The sequence below is a fragment of the uncultured Rhodospira sp. genome (assembly GCF_937138205.1).
In the GTDB taxonomy this organism is placed as follows: Bacteria; Pseudomonadota; Alphaproteobacteria; order Rhodospirillales; family Rhodospirillaceae; genus Rhodospira.
In genome coordinates, this window is sequence record NZ_CAKZOT010000117.1 from 25,264 (window position 1) to 43,321 (window position 18,058).

Below are 18,058 nucleotides of genomic sequence, written 5' to 3' on the forward strand. Positions count from 1 at the left end.
GTGTCTTACACTCCAATCGCAAACCAACGAACATCATCCGCGCGAAGACCCCCGATGTTCTTGATCTGCGCATACGTGGTAAACAGATTGACGAGCCTTAGGTCGATACCGGCGCCATCGTCCTGAGCATTGAACCAGCACCCGAAGACTGTGCTGAACGCCTCTGAGAAGTTAGCGTTCTGTGTAGATCCCGCGTTGATTTGCGAGATGTACCCCCACTGGATTTTGAACCCGGTCGGAAGGGTTTGCCGCCCTAGCGTGCCGGAAATGGCTAGCGGCGCGTTGCTGTTGGACCAAATCGCGCCGCCGTTCACCGTGACCGTGGCCCCGTGGATATCCGTATTTCGCGCGACGTCCCCAAGTTGGGTGACGTTGTCCCCCCGGACGACAGCCATGATCCTGGACACACCGCCAGTATCTTGCGCCTGATACGGGACGTTGTTCGGGATCGTGATCCGTGACAACAACGTGAGCGCCGATCCCCTCAGGATCGTCGGTTGCGCGTCTGTGCCTACATAGGTAATGTTGTCACCACCACGGTAGATCAGCGGGCGCGGAGTACCGCCCGTCTCGCGCCCCCACAGGGCGTCGTTGTTCGGGAGCGTGATCGCCTGATCTTCCGCGAGCGGGGTAAAGCCAAGGCGCGCGGGGATGTCCGCGTACCACGAGCCTTCCTCGCCGTCGAGCGTGTCCGCATTCCCGCCGCCAATCCCGAGGTACGATTGCGCAGCGGCTTCGTTCTCGGTCTCCAGAAAGCCGGCCATGTAGTCGGACACCACCGCGTCGCCCAGGTCCAGGGCGTTCAGGTCCTTGTTTTCCAGCGCGTCTCCTGCCGCATTCCAGCCCAGGAGCTTTCCCGCGTCCGGGATCAGGTTGAGCGAGACGGTGTCCGTGACGGACGGGGACAGCGTGAACGCCCGATCGGTCACGTCCTTGACCTGTTGCACCTGCATCGTGAGGCGGTCCAGCCCCTGCTCGGCCACCTCCGCCGGGAACGGATCGTTCGTGACGTAGTCAATCCCTTGCGTGTAGGGGACCTGCCGTTCGATCACCAAGCGCTCGCCCACCGCAGGGATAAACGACAGGGTCCGTACAGCCCCGGTCCCCCCGCCGCCTCCATAGACTTCGTAGTCCACGCCAAGCGTCTTGAGTGTCGACACGCCGCTCGCGTCCACCAGAGACACCGATAGGTCCGTGTCATCCAGGAACACGAATGGAACAGAAGCGGTGTCCGAGGCACCGTCACCGAGCTTGACACTCCGGCTCTCTGTGGTGGCGATCGTCATGGGCGTCCTCCAGGGTTCGCGGGTGACCCCACGATACCCCAAAGGCGCGCGCCATGTCAATGGACCCTACCGTCGTTCCGGAAGACCCATACCCTCCGAAAGCCCGGCCTCAAGCCGGTCAAACAAGTAATCGGTGTAGAACAGATTTTGCCCCGGGATCATGCGGCGGAGCCGGTGAAGGTCCGATTGCGTGAACGTCTCGCCGGACAACAGCGAGCGCGTCGTCAACCCCAGGTCCTGGGCCGTGTTGAACGTAGGGCCAAGGGCTTGGCCCACAAGGTTCCGCGCCGCGAACCGGGATGGCGCCTCGCCGCCGGTGATCAGCGTGGCCGGGGAATGCCCGCTGGCCTTCGCCATTAGCTGGTCCGCTTCCATGTAAAGGGACAGCACTCCTGACCTATCCACGCTGTCGACGATCCACTGGCCGGTCGAGCGTTCCTTGATCCGATCGTGGTTCCCCGACGAAATGTCCCGGAACGCGGTGGCCATGGCCCCAAGCCCCACCATGAGCATGATCCCGGACAGCGCCTGGACGTCGCGGGCCTGGAGGCCGGAGATCAGGAGCCGTTGCGTGGACGCCATGGCGAACCGCTTGAACTGGAACACCGTCTTTCCCCATTCCGTCGACGTCCAGATCGGCGCGTCCCCCGCGCCGGGGGTGATGATCGTGTTGTCCACGTCCCGCAAGAGCGCGTCGCGGAACGCCTCCACCGCATGAGGGTCCGTCCACGCCTGAGTGTTGGCGAACACGAGCCCACCGGGGGCATCTTCCCAATGCTCCGCCTGGGACGCGATGCGCCGGGCCGTGGCCCAGTCGATCCCGGATCGCGCCAGCTTGCGCGTCTCCCGGTCGGTGAGCGCCTTCCCGTCGTTCAGCTTCCGGACGGTCTCCAGAATGCGGGAGGACACCAGGGACGACGTGACGCCCTTGAGCGCGGTGTTCCAGTGGTTCAGAAGAGTGAACCGCCCAAACTGCTGCGACACATAGTCCGCCCCGCGCTCCAGATAGCTCTCATGCGTATACCGCTCGCCCAGGTCCAGCCGGTTCCGGATCGTCGTGGCAAGCTGATCGTCCAGGGCGGTGCCGGCCATGCGGGCTTCCTTCACCCCCATCCGCAGGCCCTTGAACCCCGCCGCCATGTCGGCGAACACAGGGGACATGGTCCGGATCAACCCCTCCTCCTGGACCACGCGGCCGACGTCGGGCAAGCTCGACAGCAAGACCGATCCCAGGAGCCGCGTGAAGTTCAGGTTCCGCAGGACGTTGCCCGCGCGCGTGAGCCCGCGATACCGGGGGTCCAGCGGCCCGTCCAGCGTCCCCCGAATGCGGTTCGTCAGGTGCGCCGCCAAGCTGGCCTCACGCTCCGCCTCGTTCAGGATGCGCGTGCGCTCCGCCTCGGTGGGCGCGTTGTCCGCTCGGATCGCCGCGTCGGTCATGATGGCTTCGCGGAAGTCCTCATTCGGGTCAGGCTTCCCGAACCGCTTCGCGAACTCGACGTCGGCCGCCATAGTGCGCACGTACTTGGCCGTCACGGGCATAACCCCCGACACCAAGAAGTCCTCAATGTCTTCGTCCGGGATCAAGAACGTGCGTTCCTTGAGCGGACCTCGGCCCTTGGGCACCCGAATGAAGGGGATGCGCGCGCCGGGGCTCCCCATGATCGCGTCAATGATCTTGTTCGCGATCTCTGTGTATTCCGCCCCGCTCTCCAGTTCGTCCGCCGGGATCGTGTTGCGCAGATACTGCTCGACCTTCTGGCGGAAGACGGGCCGCTTGGCCTTGATCTTGTCGACGTCGTACACGCGCGTGAAGTAGGATTGCGCGGTCTCCACCGGCAGGTCCTCCGGCAGGAGCCCTAGACGCTGGGCTTCCTTCGCCAGCGGGTCGAACACGGCCGCGCGCATGTCCTTGGCCAGGGCCGCCACCTCCGGGATCGGGTCCGCGTCGGAACGGCGCATGGCCTTGCCCACGGCCTCCTGGAACCCCATGAGGGACGTGAACTGACGCTGGTTCGCCGGAACCCGCTTCCGATACGCTCGCCAGCCTTCGTTGACCCGCCGGGAAGCCGTGGCCACCACCGCGTCGTAAGACCGAATGCGGAGTTCAACGGGCGCGCGGGAGGCCACCCCTCGGAAGTTCCCTTGCGTGAACATGCCGGTGTCCACCAGATCGTTCACGACCTGCCGCGACGCCGCGTTCGGGCTCCCCCCGAGTTCGACGGACGGGGCCGCGAGCCCCATGCGCCGGAGGGACCGCGCCGCCTCGCTCGCGCCCCAGGAGGACGCCAGCTTGGTGTCGATCGGGGCCGGCGCGGCCGACGCGGCGCCCACGGTCCCCTCCGGGAACTGGACCCGGGTCAATTCTGTGATCTCGCCCACCGCGCCACGATACGCCTCGTCCGCCGAGCGGGTCCGCCCGTCCAGCCCCTGGACCTTGCGAGACATGGCCGCTCCGGCGCCCGCCAGCCCCATGCCGATGGCGCCGCCAAGCATGATGGCCGTCAAGCTCTCCTCGGGCGTGCGGGTCTCCTGAGTGGCCTGAAGCGCAGCTTCTGACACAGCGTTCTCCGCCGCCGCGACGCCACCGGCGCGCGCCAGCTTACTCGCCAACGTGCCGCCCTTCATCACCGCGCCGCCGATCGGGAGGTAGGTGGTGGGGTCCAGCCCCACGGCCAGGGTGGACGCGAAGAACGAGTTCAGCGGCCCGTCTGCCAGGAGCCGCCGGGCTTCGTGCTCACGATCGAGCCGCGCGCGGGTCCGCTCCATGTCCTCCAGGGACCCGTCGTCCGCGAAATACTGGGGGTAGTACTCTTCCCCCGGCTGGAGGTGGTCCAGTGGGTCGAACCCGGGCACGCGCTCCGGCGCCGGCCCCTCGTTGATCCGGTTCACCAGCGACGCCACCACGTTGTCCATGTCGAACGCGGCGCCCACCTGCTCCATCATCGTGACCGGTTCCCGCGCGGTGTCAAGCTGATACGGCGAGCCTGCCGGACGGGCCTTCACGGGGTCCACATTGAAGGGCATCACTCTTCTCCCTGAAGCCTATCGTATACGCCCTGTAGCCCGGGCGAGCCCCCGCCGAACGTCCGGCGGGCGTCTTCATTACGGCGCCGTGGCGCCTCCGCGCGCGTCCTCAACTCGTTCATGATCCGCTGGTGCTCCGGGTTGGCGCGCAGTTCCGCCTGGGACGGCGCCGTGTAGCGGAATTGCTTGATGGAACCGTTCTCGTCCCGGACGTACATGGGCACGAGAATACCGAGACTGTTGCGGACACGGACCTGATATGACGGGCGCCCGCCCGCGTCAACCTCCCTTTGGGTCCGCCCGTCCGGCTCCAAGCTGTATCGCGTCGTGTCCGAAGAAAGCTCCTCCCCATCCGGGCCAACGATATCAGCGGGGGCAACACCCATGGCCTCCAGCGCACCGTCAATCTCGCTGTTGACAATGAGGGATTTCTGCTCTGTCGTCAGGTACAGGTTCGATGCCCCGGGGAAATGCCGCTCCGGCGGGTTCGGAGACAGGCGGCGCCGGCCGTCCGTGCCCACGAACGTCTCCCCGTACCGCTCGCGGATGGTACGGGCGGCCATGTTCTTCGATACGTCCATGTCCCCCGTGAGTTCGTACCCCCGCGACACAGCATCCTCGTATTCCCGGCGCACTGATCCAGGAATGTCAGCTTCGCCCAGCCCACCTCCGATGAACTGGGACGACGGGAACAGCAAGCGCACCTCGTCATCGGTGTCCAGTTCCTTGAGCGGGCTGTCCGCGCTCCGCAGCACCTCCCGCCGCTGTTCGATCGTCCGCTGATCCGGCGCCGTTCGCAGGACGAGCGACGCGGCCTGATCGTAAGGCACCCCCATGAGTTCGACATAGGACGACACCGCCTTGACGCGGTCCCCCGCGCCAGTGCTGGCGCCTTGCGTGAACGTCCGAATGCGGTCGTGGATTTGGGCCGCCTGGGCCACCAGGGCCGGGTCGTCCACGCGCTCCGCGTTGGTGACGACCCGCTGGATCGGGGTCGGGACGAACCCGGAGCGCATGGAAAACTCCGCTACCGCGTCCACGATCCGGTCGGTGTCGTCCGGGTCGGTGACAAGCTGGTCCTTCAGCGCGCCCCACGCCAAGTCGGCCTCGCGTTGGCTGTCCGATCCGGTCCCGCTGTTGTAATTCTGCAACGCCAGGACCGTGTCCTCAGTCTCCGACGCCAGCGCGCGGCGGCGGGCGTTGATCTGTTTGACGAACGACACTCGCTCGTCCTGCCGATCCGCCCCAAGCTGGCCCTGCTCCTGCATGGCGTCCACGGTCTTCCGCAGCGCGTCCAGTTCCGGGAGGGACCCCGCGTCGGAGATGGCGGTCTCCAGATCGGCCAGTTCCACCTCCTGCCGGCCCTCCGCGATCGCAGAACGCCGCTGCCCCACCAGCTTCGTCAGCGCGACGCGGGTGGACTGCCGCCCCTCGAATAGACCTTGGCTGTCGGCCTCCTGGAGCCGGGTGCCCAGGGCGTCCAACTCGTCCGGACTGTCGGCCTCCAGAATGTCAAGCTGTAGGTCCGCCAAGACGCGGGCCTCGCCCACGCTCTGGTTTTGCTCCCGCTGCCGGCGGATGGCCTGGAACATGGATACCCGGGCGCCCTCCCGCCCCGAGAACATGCCGGCGCGGTGCGCCTGCTCCACGCGGCTCTCGATGGCGTCCAGGGCCTCTTGGCTGTTCGCGTCCATCAAGTCGATCTGGATATCGGCAAGGGTCGACGCCGTGGCCCGCAGGTACTCCTGCCGCTGGCGGGCCTCCACCGATCGAATGTGCCGCTTGATCTTCAGGATGCCATCCGGCCCCAGCACCTCGGCATTCTGCTCAACGATACGCGTGGCGGCGCGCAAGTCGCCGTTCTCCGCATACCCGACCGCCTCCGCGTTGATCGCTTGCTCCGCGAAGTCCATCGCCAGTTCCCGCTGGACTTCCGGACTGATCGACGCGTTGTATCGCTCGGCCGCCGCACGGTGCTCCGCCAGATAGACATCCGCACCGGCAGGGTCCTGCATAATCTGGGCGAGCGTGCCGTTCACGGCCTGCTCACGCTGCCGCAAGCTCTCCCGCTCCAGCGCCTTGCGCCGGTTCTCCGCCGCGTCGGCCATGAGGCCGGCGGAACGCGCTTTCAGGACAGAGGACAGCCGCTCTTGCTCCATGGCCGTCTCAATCCCGGCCGAAGAAACGGCCTCTTGACTGACTTCCGACAGGATCGTGTTGGCCTGTGTCTCGTAATTCGAGGCCAAGGGGTCGAGTTCCGCCAGCGACGTCTCGGCCTTCTGGCGGAACTCGGCCTCGGCCGTCAGAGACCGCAGCTTGTCCTTCTGAACCGTTTGCTGGTGCATCTGCATCGCCACGGACTTCAGATTGGACGCGATGGCATCGAATGAGATCGGGTTCGGCTGGGGCACCGTGGGGTTCACGAGCGTCGAGCGCGCCCGGCCGGCCCCCAACCCCGATCCCGTAGGAGTTACACGTGGCATGGCTTAACCTCCCGTGGTGGCACGCCCCTTATAGAGGGAGTACCCTTGATATGCGGTCCCGGCCGCGTTCGAAATGCCGGAGACGATCCCGGAGACGAGCGCCGCGTCGCCCGCCGCGCTCGTGTTCTTCGCCCTCGCCCGGAGACTGGTGCTCGCCGTGTGGGTGTCGTCCTTGACCCGGCTCTCTTGCGCCGCGTAGTACGCTTCCTGGGACTTCTGGAGCGACAGGGGTGTGCCGGACGACAGGTCCCCGCCCGACGCCGCGAGCGCGGCCCGCGTGCGGGCCAGTTTTTGCCGGCGTTCCTTCTCCAGGTCCCGGAGTTCCCGCTGCCCCGCCTTGACTTCCTGCTGGGCCTGGGCCTTCAGGTAATCGGCTTGCTGGTTCGCCTGGGCCTGCGCCTGAAACCCGGACGCGATCCCGCCCACAAGCTGGAGCCCCGCCGAAACAGCGAGAACCGTGATAGGGTCGTGGAAGCGGATCATGCCCTGAACCTCCATGTCTCGTAATGCGGGTCCGGCCCGCCCGCCGGGTGGACCCCGTGCCCATCCGGCTCAAACCCCAGTTTGCCGGCCCAGCGACTGGCCTCCAGGTGTGTGCGGTCAATGTGGGCCACCACGTCCCCGCGCTCTGCCGCGTGTTGCTCCAGGACCGTGCGGACCTTCCGCGTGATCGGGAGCATGAACCGACGAAGATCAGGCGCCAGAATAGCCCAAGCGGAGCCGTTGTACAAGATACCGCAGGCGGCCACCGGGACCCCATATGCGGTCCACGCCGTCCAGGAGTACCGCCCGACAAGCAAACGCTCCAACCTCGCGTGGCCTATCTCCTGGAACATCTCGTACACGGCTGTGTGCCTGGGCTGAACTTCCAGCAGATCAAGATCAGATAGTTCGAAGGGGGCGAAAGTAATCATCGTTCGGTACTCTCCGCTCGGGGCATAATGCACAGAACTGTGCAAGGAAGGGGTTGGTCATTCAAGAAGTAAACAGTGGGCTCGTTTGTCCACCCGCCCTCAAGCGACACTTCCTTATCCCCTGTCCACAAGGGCGGGGGGCTGTCCATCCGATCCGATCCGTCCCGGAAGAGAACTTCCGAGAACTTCGTCGGCCGGGGGCCTAGGCCGATCTTGAGGCCAAGCGTGTTGTGGAGCCGCATGACGATGCGCGAGATGCGCGCCTTTTGCCCCTGATCCGTCCCCAGGCGCCCGCCGCCGATGAAGCGTTGTGTCTCCCCGTAGAACATGAACGGGAGCCCGACGTGCACGAGGGACGCGCTCCGGGCCAACGAGATAGACCCGTCCTCAACCACACGATCCGGGTGCACCGCGCCATCCGCGAGGATGGACACCGTGCTGCCCTCCAGATGGTCCAGGCCGGACAGTTCCGACACCTCTTTGCGAACCGTCCCGCCAATGACATATTTGTCGTATCCTGACGTATCGACCCCGGAAAGCTCGAACGTGTTGGTCGTCGCCGTCGCCACAGTGAACGTCCGGCGGTTCACCTGTGTCATCCCCACCACGTCTCGGATACGGACCTTGTCCCCGTTCGACAGGCCGTGCCCGTTGGAGGTAACGACGCCCGGATTGGCCCTCGTGATGTTGGTGATGGGGAGTGGGCTGTCCAACGTCAGGCCGCTGTCGACGAAGAACGCACTTTCCAGCGCCGACAGGCGCTCGTTGTCCGTCGACGCCACGTTGACGTCCGGCTGATACGTCCGTTCCATGAACTCGACATATTGCCGTGTCTCGTTCTCAATCGTCCGGAACACGATCAACCACAGTTGGTCGGACGTCCCGGTCGGATTGGGGATCACAGCCGCCGACGCGACCCCCGCCGGGCGGGTCAAGAATTCCCCGCCGATCGTGTGCCTGTGCGCGCCCATGACCTTCTGATCCCGCTCAATCGTCCACCCCACGAGCCCCCCATCGTTCATCACGCACCAGACCACACTGTCCGGGTCCTGTTGGTACGCCATTTGCCGCACGCCCGCCGACAGAATATGCTCCGCCAGGATCGACACGTCCGCCGCCACGTAGTCGTCCGCGTCCAGGGTGTACCGAAGCTCGCGGAGCTTGCGGCCATTGCGCTGCACGAAGATCGTTTGCGTGTCCAGGTCGATCGGCCGGATGTAGTCGGACCCTCGGTTCGTTTTCGGTCTCGCCACGACGTTTAGCGGGGTCAGGTAGTCGTCCGCCCCGGGGGTGATGAAGAACTCATCCCCAGTCGTCCCGACCGTCAGGCGGTCGGACGCGGACGACATCCACCGAATGACGTTGACGCGGCCGGACACGAGCCGGCGTGAGATGGACTTGTCCTCATTCTCCGCGTCCTCCGCGTCAGGGTCCCGACGTTCGAAATTGTTGAAGTCGTCCGACACGCTCATGACGATACGATCCGGCTGAGAGGGGGACCCCCCGTACACCAGCCGGCCCTCATGAAACGTCACCGCGTAGGCACCTTCCGTGTTGGCGAACATGCCGAGCGCCCAATCGGGCGTGGCCGACACAGCGCCAGTTCCGTCCCCCGCGACATCCACACTCGTGCTGCTATTGACGCCCGTGATCAGCGCCCACTGATAATTCGCCCCGTTCTCGACCCAGACCACACGACCTAGGTCGCCGGCGGTGAAGAGCGGCCCGGAGGATGTCACCGTGTCCGACGCCCCTCCCCCAGGGGCGTTGTACGTCAACGAAAACGTCGCGTCCAAGTTCTGGGGTTGAAGCGGCGCGCGGTTCTTCCGCCAAGACACCTTCGCCAGGGAGAACGACGTGGGGGACGTCCGGGTCAAGACATACGGATGATGGCTCGGGTGGACGACCCACAGCACGTCCGCGTTCTGGGCGAACTGGAGGTCGAACACCTCCTCGTGCGAAAAGGGCGTCGACACCTCAACGGGGCTCCCGCCGTCCTCCAGACGACCCTCGTTCGCGTAAAACCGAACGTATTCGTGCCCCCACTCCAGCACATATGCCTGAGTTGTCGAGAACTGGAACGGCATGAGCCGGGTGTTATGGGTCGGGGTTTTCACACTCGCGACGAAGCGCGTTCCCGATCGGCGGATGAACCCGCCGTGGGGCATCACAACACCGTTGTTGCTCTGGCGCAAAGATTGGAAATACTGGTCCAGATCATCGCGCCCCTCCAGACGCGGAGAAATCTCGCCAGCGACGAAGTTGTTTTTGATTGGGTTGAAGCGTGCCATGCCTTAAGCTCCCAAAACAGGCCCAAGCCCCGGCCCATTTTGGGTGCGCCGGCTGTCGAGCCATTCGCTTGATTGAATGATCTCCGGCTGACCTTCGATCGCGTCCGCGAACCGGGCCTCCCGAATGGACTGATAGAACGACTGCCGCGCCTGCTCCGCAATCTGGGGGCCACCGCTCAGGGCGTACCCCAGTTCCCAGGCCAGGAACCAGGACAAGCTCTCGGTAAACATGGGGTCAAACTGGTTCGGGTCGATCACGTCCTCCAGGTAGAAAATCCGAAGCGTGTCTTCGTCCGCCAGAATGTACCGCCCCTCAACCTTGAACGGGGTCCGGGTCGACGTGTAGTTGTTCTGGGGTTCGTTCTCGTCATACAGGCCGATGACCTTGATGGCGTTGTACGGGAGCAAGAATTTGTGGTTGAACCCGAAAGACGGCGCGCTCGCTTCGGGGGCGAGCGAAGTCCGGCGGATCGCGAAGTTCCACCGATAGGACCGCAGAAGCTGCCGGCGCTTGATCGGGTACTGCCGCTTGGCGAACCGGGCTTGCTTTCGGTCTTCGTCCATGGAGACGATCGTGTCCTCCCCGATCTTGACGAAGGCGCTGTTGCAGATTTCGACTTCAGAAGTGGCCATAGTCCGAACTCCGATAGGGACGTGGGGGCTTCCGCCCCCACCCCATTACTCGACGCGGGAGCCCGACGTCGGAAGACCGGACGGCGCGTCAATCAAGCTGAACTGATACTTGAGGTGCCGGGCGATAGCATCCAGTGCCTCAAGTACATCGTAAGGATAGGCCAGCGTATCGTCAATAACGACGTTCACCACGTTACTGCCGGCCAGTTCTTCGGTAGTGTTCAGCGCCGTCACGGTGTACGTGTTCCGCTTCAACGGCGCCGCCCCAAAGACCTTGGTAGCCATTCGTCCCTCCCGTTAGTCGGTCGCGTACAGGGCCACGACTTCGATATCCTTGTCGTCCGCCGGGTTCGCGCCCGCCAGAGTGGCCGTGAGAACCGTGTCGGCCGTCAGGACGGACATATCCTCGGACGCCTTCACCGAGTTCGTCGCCGCCGCAACCGAGTAGGCCGTGACGAACCGATCCGCCGTCGTGCCATCACCGAGCGACAGGGTAACGCTAGACCCCATCGCGCCGGTGTTGATGATGAACCCGAGCGGGCGCGCGCCGGCCGGAAGTTCGAAGAACTGGACAGTGTCGTCCTCGGCCAGGGTCTGCTCGCCGCCCTCCAGCTTGCCATAGCACAGGCGCACGCGCCCATGAATGTCGGACGGGGCAAGGAACGTCTCGGGCGCCGGGACCGTTGCGTCCGGGGCCGTGACGTAGGTGTACTCTACACTCTTGTGATTGGGCATTGGTCTGTTCCTCCAAGTAGATCGTCAGGGACCGGAAGGTAGGGGGCCGAAGCCCCCTCCCGTTAGCTGTGGTCCACCTGAATTTCGACGACGCGCTCCTCCTCAAGGCGAACAGCGGCGGCAGACATCCACGAGTAAAGCTGCCACATGTACCGCTTGTCCGGCCGCAGGTCGGCGCGGGTGGCCGGTTCCGCCGCGATGCCGAGAACAGCCGCGCCCGGCGTCCAGGCGATGCACTTGCTAATGCCAGTGGACACCAGCGGCAGGCGGTTCGTCCGGATGAACTCGAAGCCCATGAACGACGTGATCTTGCCCGCCTGGAGCGCCATCACGGTCGTGTAGTCGGCATTCGTCAGCTTGTCCTCATTCAGGAGATCGGTGATAGCCTTCGGATTGACCGCGAGGTAACGGGTGATCCCGTCCTCCACCTCGTCAATCTCCATCTTTTCACGGGCCTCCAGGAGCTTGGCCAGGGTGAACCCGACGCCGCCGTGGACGATCTCCTGCCCGGACGGAAGCGCCACACTGGAACCCCCGCGCTGGCCTGCCACCGCCGTGCCCACCAGGGCCTCCAGGATGATGGTGTCCAGCGTTCGGCCGATGACGCCCGCGTGACGGCGCACGTAGGCCCCCTTCGGGTCCGCCAGCATCTTCACCTGATCGACCTTATCCAGGTACGTCGCCTCGTCATAGGTGAGCGGGTACAACCACCGACGGGAATGCGGGATTTCGCGCGCTTCGGTGTCGCTGTGCCGGGACGTGATACGGTTCATCGTGGACGTGCTGTCCGAGTTGACCGACCCGACCCGATCGCGCGAGGCACCCTCGCCCGTAACCTCCATTTCGTCCACCGTACCCCGGAACTTGGAGTAGCCCTGTTCGAGCAGGAGGACAAGGTTCGCGTTGAACTGGTCCACGTAGGACTGTTCGATTGTCGAGATAACCGCCATTGGTTTTTCCTCCGGATTGCGTGGTTCCTAATCACGCCTATCCTCCGGATCGGGTGTCCCGGATCGGGTATCCCTCTCGGGGCCGAAAGGTGGGGCCGTCCATAGGGTTCGCGTGCTGTCAATCTACAGGGGGCCGAAGCCCCCTGTCAACCATAAATCTGACCCTAATTGCGCCCCGCGCGGGCTTCCGCCTTGCGGGCCTCCGCGAACAGGACCTGTGCCTTCTCCGCGCGGGCGCGTGCCTCGCGCGGGGAGATGCCGGGCTCGTGCGCGGAGCGGTTCGCCTCCTCGGCCTTGGCGCGGATCGCGGCCGGGGTCTGGTTGCCCGGCGTCCCGAAATCCGGCGTCCCCGTGGCCCGGAGCGCGTCGCGCATCCCGTCCTCACGAAGAAGCCCACCGATCTTCAGGAGCCCGCGCGCCAGCGCCGGGTGGGTCCCGAGGCCAGCCTCATTGATCGCGTCGCGGAATTCCTTGCCGCCGAGCGCTTCCACCGCCGAGTTCAGGGTCTGGACGTTCTGATCGAACGCGTCGCCCCACTCGCGCTGTAGCACCTCCAGGTTCTGCGCGTGTTGCGTGTCGGCCTGGAACTGCTGGGCCTCGGCTTCCTTGGACGCGACGCCCGCGTACCACTGGAACAGTTCGTTGGCTTGCTTCGGCAGGATGCCCAGATCAAACGCCGTCTTGGTGAACGCCTGGGCCAGTTCGGTATCCGCAGGCACGCCCTCCGGGGGCTCCAGCTTGTACCCGTCCTGGTCCTTGGGCAGCCCCAGCTTGGTCAGGGCCTCGCGGAGGCCCGTGCCATCGTCGTCCTGCCCCGGGACCTGGAACGTGCGGGAGGCGTCCCGCGCACCGCCAATGAGCTTCTGGGCATTCTGGTACCCGCGCGCCAGTTCCTCCACGCTCGCGTACTTGGACGCTGTGCCGTGCAGGTCCTCCGGCAGGCCCGCGTACCACGGCGCATCCTGCTGGCCGCCGGCCTGCTGCTGCCCACCATCCTGCTGGCCGCCGGTGTCCTGGGGGTTCTCGGTTCCGCCGGTTTCGTCGAAGAACCGGATGGAGGGGTATCGGGTGTCAGTCATGGATTGCGTCCTCCTGGGCTTTCAGTTCGTCAAGATCGGCCTCAATCATCCGGCCGATGTGAATGAGCGCGGCCCGGCCGCCCTCGTTGAAAATCATCCGGTTCGGGTCCCCATTATCGGGGAACGTGGACCGGTGGGTAAACCCGAACCGCCGCGCTAGGTCCGCGAGCACGAGTTGCCCGTCTTGCCCGTGGAACACGGACTGATACGCCGCCGCAATGCGGCTTTGGCTACACGTCGTCATTACCGCCCTCCCGGTTTCGGTTGCGCCGCCTGGACCTTGGCGCCGGCCTCCACGGCCTGGATCAAGGTCTGGAACTGCTCGGCCTGTTGCTGCTGCTCCATCCGGGCCTTCCGAAGCTCCCTGATCTTCTGCGGGCTCCGCATGATGGACATCGGCGCGCCGGACGCCCCGTGGACCACCTTCGCCACCTCATCCGGGTCGAACGCGTCGAAGACCCCCGGGTCGATCTGTGCCCACGGAAGCAAGCCCTCAATGATCCGCAGGACCCCCAGGCCCTCCATCTGCAACTGGGACCCGGTCAGCGGCGAGACGTACTCGGCCACCAACGGCACCCCGTCCAGCACGGGCGGCGGGGGCGGGAACCTGCCCCCACGGTTCATGAGGCCGAAGATACGGGCCAGGAGGCGGGAGAACAGTTCGTTCTGGAGCCGCACCAGCATGGGCGTCAGCGCCCGGTTCCGCTCGTCCACTTCCTGAAGGACCTGTGTCGCGGTTTTCACCGGACTGTCCGGGGTCTGAAACAGGTGGACGAAGAAGCCGGACTTGATGGCCTCCTGCTCATTCCGCAGAATGGCCTCTCCTACTTCAATACGAGACGCCCCCGGCGGGATCATGGGGTCGATCCGGGCATCGCCCTCGGTGAACGTGATGGCGCCAGGGAACAGCCGGACGGGGCTCACGAGCGATCCGTCCGTGATCCGCAGCGGCGGGTCCACCAGCTTCTCGGCCCCGCGCAACAGGGTTTCCTTGACCCGATTGGCCATCCGAACGTTCGGCATGACGTTCATCGCGGGGCCACGGCCCATTCGCTCACCGGTCACCACGCTCCAGCGCGGGACCTGATACGGGAACTCGTTGAACCCCGACACGGACAGTACCCGCTTGGGCGTCTCGGTGCACCACACGGACGCGAACGGCCGGTTCGCCAAGTCCTTGTGGTCGCCCATCTCTTTGCCCAGGTCGTACTTGCTGCCCACGGGGAACACCGCGTGAACGAACTTGAACTTCCGGGTCGGGTCCCGGCATTCCATGATCGTCCGGCCCAGGTCCTGATCCGGGAAGAACGCCTTCGCCTGCACCGCGTTCAGTTCGAGGGTCCGGAACACTGCGTTGACCTGCCCGTCCGCGTCCGTGTCCCACACCACTTCCTTGAGGTGGAACGCTCGAATGCGGATATGCCCCTCGTCCGACACGTCCTCATAGAGACACCCGGAGCCGAACGCCCCCAGGTCCAGATAGAGGGTGTGCAGATGGGAATACAGGTCCACCCGGGTCGACGCCATCTCAGTCCAGATCAGCTTGGCGACGTCCTCCAACCACTTCCGCACACTGGCGTCCTGGTCCATATACGGGTCGGCCCCGGCAGACGGGGCGATCCGGAGCTTGAACCACAGGTTCGCGGGGTTGTTCATGAGAGAATGGATCGAACTCGCGAAGATGTAGAGCGCCCATGTCGCGGTGCTGTCCAGCACCATACGGTTCCGCTCCACACCCTCGGTCACCTCTTCGCGGAAGATGGCCCGGTTCGGCAGAACGTGCCGCGCGATGTCCTGGACGTAACTCTCCCATGTGCCCCGGTCGGTGCGTAGGTCGTTCTCGCGCCGACAGATCGCAACCGCGAGGGGATCGGCCGTCGTTTCCGGATCGTTCCCTGTGGTGGACGCCATGGATTAACCTCCCAACAGGGACCGACGTGCGGTGTTCACGCCACCAAGCCCCCCGGACGGATTTTGCGTCAGCAGCGTGGACCTCCGGCCCTGACGGGCGGCGGCCGACGCACGGGCACGTCGCGCCGCCTCTTCGCGCGCGTCGGCCTCGTTTTCCGTGTCTTGCTCCGGCGTGGTGATTTGGCGGATGATCTTGGTTCCGCCTCCGCCCCCAAACATGGAGCCCACGGCCTTGATGGGGTTGTGAAACTCATGCATCGAACTGGCCTCCTACCTGCCGTTTTTCCTTGCGTGCATTGTGCAGCGCCCAGAAGCGAGCTTGAGCCCGATCGTCTCGCTTGTCAAGAGGCAAGAAGCCGGGGCTCATCGGATCGTCCGCCGGGTCTGGGCGCCCGTTCGCCGCCACCGTACCCGGCCGCAAGTACGTGATCTTGCCCGCGTTCTTGAGCGGCCGTACGGGCTTGAGATCGCCACTCATCGGATCACCCCCTCCAAGAGCGCCCACACGGTCCTCCGGTAGGTCTTGTTCTCCTGGAGCCCCATCTTCGCCAGCCGGAGCACGTCCGGCCTCATGTTGATCAGGAGACGGTGCGCCCACTGGCCCCGGGTGAGAAGGTCCCAAAAGACAAGGTCCCGGTACCCCACAAGCTCCGTGTAAACCGCAGCGGCCTCCGCCCGTTGAGGCTGGGACCCCGTGGCCACCGTGACCGACAGGTCCCGGAAAAACTTGCAGTGAAACCAATGGCCAAGCTCATGAACCATCACGCCTAATGGAGTAACCCTCTCCTCCGGGAGGAAGATCGTGACGCCCTCGCGGCCGTCTTCCTCCATGGTGTACAGCCCGCAAAACGGCCGATCGCGCTTCGGGTCCACGACGATGCTGTCCCGCCCCACGTCGTGCCAGACGTCAAGGGCCTCCTCGTCCAACGCGCCGAAAAGCCGGCAGCCAAGGTCATACATAAGCTCCTCGGTATTTTCCATGGGGGTCCTCCTCAGTAAACGCCAGCGGCGGCCTGCTCGAATGTCGCGCCAGAGAATAGGGACTTGCTCACCCCCATCGCTCCTGTGCGCATAGCATCCGCTCCGTGAGAGGCCCAGTCGTGAACGGGGTTCTGTTTCATAATCTGTAGCCTCTCATCAAAGTCTCGCCGATACAGGGCCAGCCTGTCAAGCCCCTCCGCGCACCGGACGCTGTCGAACTCCGACCGGGGCAAGATCGCGTGGACGGCCGCGAGCCCGTCGGGCAGCGGATGCTTGGGCACCGTCGTCACGCGAATGCCCAGGGTCTCCAGCACCGACCGCCGGGTCTTGCCGGTCCCAAGCTCCCCGTTCTCCACGTCATGGGGGAAGTACATCTTCCCATAGCGATACCCCTTGTCCGCCAGAACGCTCGCGTAGTGCTCGAACCCGGCCCCGGTCGCCTCGTAGTAGTCGATAAACCGGAGGCCATCGCCCTGGACCTGGAAGAACCAGATCGCCGTGGCGTCGTCCCACCCCAGGTCCCACGCGGTGTGCACCGGGACGAACTTGAGCCAATGGACCCGCTTGATCCGGCCCTGCGCCCGCGCCTCCTCGATATCCTGGGCGAAGATGGCCCCCTCCACGGCCGCGTCGAACGAGCACTCCATCTCTTGATCGTACTTCGCCTGTGTCATGCCGGGCTTGCGCCGGTGCTTCCGCAGTTCCTTCGCGTTCAAGACCCCGGTCTCCGACGCCTTCAGGAGCGAAGCGAAATACTCCTGGTCTTCATCGTGGATTTCCTCCTGGAACCCCGTATCCGGGTTCACCATCCGCACCGGCTCCCCATTGGACCAAGTCATGGCGTGCTGGAACATGGTGTACGCGTGGTTCCGGCCGAAGGGCGTGAAGATGAAATCCGCCCACTGGTTCGGCAGCCCCGCGTCATCCAGCCCCCGCCGGTTCTCGTCCAGGAGCATGGGAGAGACCTGCTCGGACCAGACCGACGGCGGGATTTGCGCGAATTCGTCGAACACGACCCCGTCCAGGTACAGGCCGCGAATTCGCTGTTTGGGGCTGTCCACCCCGTACAGCCGAATGCGGCTTGTTGTCCCGGCCCATGTGGGCAAGTAGACCGCCAGTTCCGACCGATCGACCCAATCCCGCTCCTTCACCCCAAGGTGCTCATAGACTTTACAGGCGTAGTCATAGAGGTACGCCCACGCAATGTCCTTCGCCTGGGCATAAGTGGGGGCCATGTAAGCGAAGCGCCCGCGCTCGAACGGGCAATGGATCGCGCGGAACATGAGCTTGCGGATTTTCATGACCGTCTTGCCAAAACGACGGTGCATCACCTCGTAATTGTACCTTCGCTCGTTCTGTTCGAGCCAATCCTGTAGCGGGCGGGGCGTGTACCCGATCACCGCGTCAATATCCTCCGGCGGGGAGGGGACCGCCTCGCGGTCGGCCTCCTCGTCTTCCTTGAGATATTGGTCGATCTTGCTCAATAGGCCGGCCACGGGGGTCCTCCACGGTCACAGGGACGTCCAGGGCAGTCTACGCGGGGTCGGAGACAGATGTCAATTCCGTTTTTCGGCAGAATTTCACGGTCACAGGATTTTTTGGCCCACGGTTCAGGGGCCAATTTCAGTTTTCGGCAGAATTTTCGGAATACGTCAGTTTTTCGCGCGTCAGATATGCTTGCCAATTTCCATTCCGCAGGATTTTCTGAGGACCCAGGTTTTTCGCGCGTCAGATATGCTTGCCAATTTCCATTCCGCAGGATTTTCTGAGG

16 protein-coding genes are annotated in these 18,058 nt (G+C 64.6%); all 16 read right to left on the bottom strand.

The features are described 5' to 3' along the window. Nucleotides 1–5 precede the first annotated feature (5 nt). The 16 genes from Q0309_RS18265 to Q0309_RS18340 all read right to left on the bottom strand — a co-directional run bounded on the left by Q0309_RS18265 (nucleotide 6) and on the right by Q0309_RS18340 (nucleotide 17,783). Entirely contained in the window at nucleotides 6–1,286 is a 1,281-nt protein-coding gene (locus tag Q0309_RS18265) for a hypothetical protein (protein WP_299444680.1), read from the bottom strand. Nucleotides 1,287–1,352: 66 nt separating this feature from the next. After that, nucleotides 1,353–4,310 (bottom strand): hypothetical protein, encoded by a 2,958-nt coding sequence (locus tag Q0309_RS18270; protein WP_299444682.1) that lies wholly within the window; start codon nucleotides 4,308–4,310, stop codon nucleotides 1,353–1,355. Next, nucleotides 4,310–6,793: a hypothetical protein gene (locus Q0309_RS18275; RefSeq protein ID WP_299444684.1), complete on the bottom strand. Its 2,484-nt coding sequence runs from the start codon at nucleotides 6,791–6,793 to the stop codon at nucleotides 4,310–4,312. The genes Q0309_RS18270 and Q0309_RS18275 overlap by 1 nt, the downstream gene beginning before the upstream one ends. 3 nt (nucleotides 6,794–6,796) lie before the next feature. Continuing rightward, nucleotides 6,797–7,276 (bottom strand): hypothetical protein, encoded by a 480-nt coding sequence (locus Q0309_RS18280; RefSeq protein WP_299444686.1) that lies wholly within the window; start codon nucleotides 7,274–7,276, stop codon nucleotides 6,797–6,799. Next, entirely contained in the window at nucleotides 7,273–7,707 is a 435-nt protein-coding gene (locus Q0309_RS18285; RefSeq protein ID WP_299444688.1) for a hypothetical protein, read from the bottom strand. Before Q0309_RS18285 ends, Q0309_RS18280 begins: the two co-directional genes overlap by 4 nt. Continuing rightward, on the bottom strand, nucleotides 7,704–9,998 hold the full coding sequence (locus Q0309_RS18290) for a ubiquitin-activating E1 FCCH domain-containing protein (protein ID WP_299444690.1): 2,295 nt from the start codon (nucleotides 9,996–9,998) through the stop codon (nucleotides 7,704–7,706). The genes Q0309_RS18285 and Q0309_RS18290 overlap by 4 nt, the downstream gene beginning before the upstream one ends. Before the next feature lie 3 nt (nucleotides 9,999–10,001). Next, nucleotides 10,002–10,631, bottom strand: a complete 630-nt coding sequence (locus tag Q0309_RS18295; protein ID WP_299444692.1) for a hypothetical protein — start codon at nucleotides 10,629–10,631, stop codon at nucleotides 10,002–10,004. 45 nt (nucleotides 10,632–10,676) lie between these two features. Next, complete coding sequence (locus Q0309_RS18300) at nucleotides 10,677–10,916, bottom strand: hypothetical protein (RefSeq protein ID WP_299444694.1); 240 nt, start codon at nucleotides 10,914–10,916, stop codon at nucleotides 10,677–10,679. A gap of 12 nt (nucleotides 10,917–10,928) precedes the next feature. Continuing rightward, nucleotides 10,929–11,366 (bottom strand): hypothetical protein, encoded by a 438-nt coding sequence (locus Q0309_RS18305; RefSeq protein WP_299444696.1) that lies wholly within the window; start codon nucleotides 11,364–11,366, stop codon nucleotides 10,929–10,931. 62 nt (nucleotides 11,367–11,428) lie between these two features. Then, nucleotides 11,429–12,316, bottom strand: coding sequence for a phage capsid protein (locus Q0309_RS18310; RefSeq protein ID WP_299444698.1), 888 nt, complete (start codon nucleotides 12,314–12,316; stop codon nucleotides 11,429–11,431). Nucleotides 12,317–12,480: 164 nt separating this feature from the next. Continuing rightward, the gene (locus Q0309_RS18315) at nucleotides 12,481–13,395 is read right to left on the bottom strand and encodes a hypothetical protein (RefSeq protein WP_299444700.1); all 915 of its coding nucleotides are present in this window, start codon (nucleotides 13,393–13,395) and stop codon (nucleotides 12,481–12,483) included. After that, a complete protein-coding gene (locus Q0309_RS18320; protein WP_299444702.1) occupies nucleotides 13,388–13,639 on the bottom strand; it encodes a hypothetical protein in 252 nt (83 codons plus the stop codon). The genes Q0309_RS18315 and Q0309_RS18320 overlap by 8 nt, the downstream gene beginning before the upstream one ends. Then, a complete protein-coding gene (locus tag Q0309_RS18325; protein ID WP_299444704.1) occupies nucleotides 13,639–15,306 on the bottom strand; it encodes a portal protein in 1,668 nt (555 codons plus the stop codon). Before Q0309_RS18325 ends, Q0309_RS18320 begins: the two co-directional genes overlap by 1 nt. 250 nt (nucleotides 15,307–15,556) lie before the next feature. Continuing rightward, nucleotides 15,557–15,784 (bottom strand): hypothetical protein, encoded by a 228-nt coding sequence (locus Q0309_RS18330; RefSeq protein ID WP_299444706.1) that lies wholly within the window; start codon nucleotides 15,782–15,784, stop codon nucleotides 15,557–15,559. Continuing rightward, on the bottom strand, nucleotides 15,781–16,287 hold the full coding sequence (locus Q0309_RS18335; RefSeq protein WP_299444708.1) for a hypothetical protein: 507 nt from the start codon (nucleotides 16,285–16,287) through the stop codon (nucleotides 15,781–15,783). Before Q0309_RS18335 ends, Q0309_RS18330 begins: the two co-directional genes overlap by 4 nt. Nucleotides 16,288–16,298: 11 nt before the next feature. Further along, entirely contained in the window at nucleotides 16,299–17,783 is a 1,485-nt protein-coding gene (locus Q0309_RS18340; RefSeq protein WP_299444710.1) for a hypothetical protein, read from the bottom strand. Between the last annotated feature and the right edge of the window lie 275 nt (nucleotides 17,784–18,058).

What these genes read in the sequence shown, in the direction of transcription:
- Q0309_RS18335 (WP_299444708.1), bottom strand. Translation starts at nt 16,287, where the DNA reads ATGGAAAATACCGAGGAGCTTATGTATGACCTTGGCTGCCGGCTTTTC.
- Q0309_RS18265 (WP_299444680.1), bottom strand. Translation starts at nt 1,286, where the DNA reads ATGACGATCGCCACCACAGAGAGCCGGAGTGTCAAGCTCGGTGACGGT.
- Q0309_RS18330 (WP_299444706.1), bottom strand. Translation starts at nt 15,784, where the DNA reads ATGAGTGGCGATCTCAAGCCCGTACGGCCGCTCAAGAACGCGGGCAAG.
- Q0309_RS18325 (WP_299444704.1), bottom strand. Translation starts at nt 15,306, where the DNA reads ATGGCGTCCACCACAGGGAACGATCCGGAAACGACGGCCGATCCCCTC.
- Q0309_RS18310 (WP_299444698.1), bottom strand. Translation starts at nt 12,316, where the DNA reads ATGGCGGTTATCTCGACAATCGAACAGTCCTACGTGGACCAGTTCAAC.
- Q0309_RS18320 (WP_299444702.1), bottom strand. Translation starts at nt 13,639, where the DNA reads ATGACGACGTGTAGCCAAAGCCGCATTGCGGCGGCGTATCAGTCCGTG.
- Q0309_RS18280 (WP_299444686.1), bottom strand. Translation starts at nt 7,276, where the DNA reads ATGATCCGCTTCCACGACCCTATCACGGTTCTCGCTGTTTCGGCGGGG.
- Q0309_RS18275 (WP_299444684.1), bottom strand. Translation starts at nt 6,793, where the DNA reads ATGCCACGTGTAACTCCTACGGGATCGGGGTTGGGGGCCGGCCGGGCG.
- Q0309_RS18295 (WP_299444692.1), bottom strand. Translation starts at nt 10,631, where the DNA reads ATGGCCACTTCTGAAGTCGAAATCTGCAACAGCGCCTTCGTCAAGATC.
- Q0309_RS18270 (WP_299444682.1), bottom strand. Translation starts at nt 4,310, where the DNA reads ATGCCCTTCAATGTGGACCCCGTGAAGGCCCGTCCGGCAGGCTCGCCG.
- Q0309_RS18305 (WP_299444696.1), bottom strand. Translation starts at nt 11,366, where the DNA reads ATGCCCAATCACAAGAGTGTAGAGTACACCTACGTCACGGCCCCGGAC.
- Q0309_RS18285 (WP_299444688.1), bottom strand. Translation starts at nt 7,707, where the DNA reads ATGATTACTTTCGCCCCCTTCGAACTATCTGATCTTGATCTGCTGGAA.
- Q0309_RS18315 (WP_299444700.1), bottom strand. Translation starts at nt 13,395, where the DNA reads ATGACTGACACCCGATACCCCTCCATCCGGTTCTTCGACGAAACCGGC.
- Q0309_RS18290 (WP_299444690.1), bottom strand. Translation starts at nt 9,998, where the DNA reads ATGGCACGCTTCAACCCAATCAAAAACAACTTCGTCGCTGGCGAGATT.
- Q0309_RS18300 (WP_299444694.1), bottom strand. Translation starts at nt 10,916, where the DNA reads ATGGCTACCAAGGTCTTTGGGGCGGCGCCGTTGAAGCGGAACACGTAC.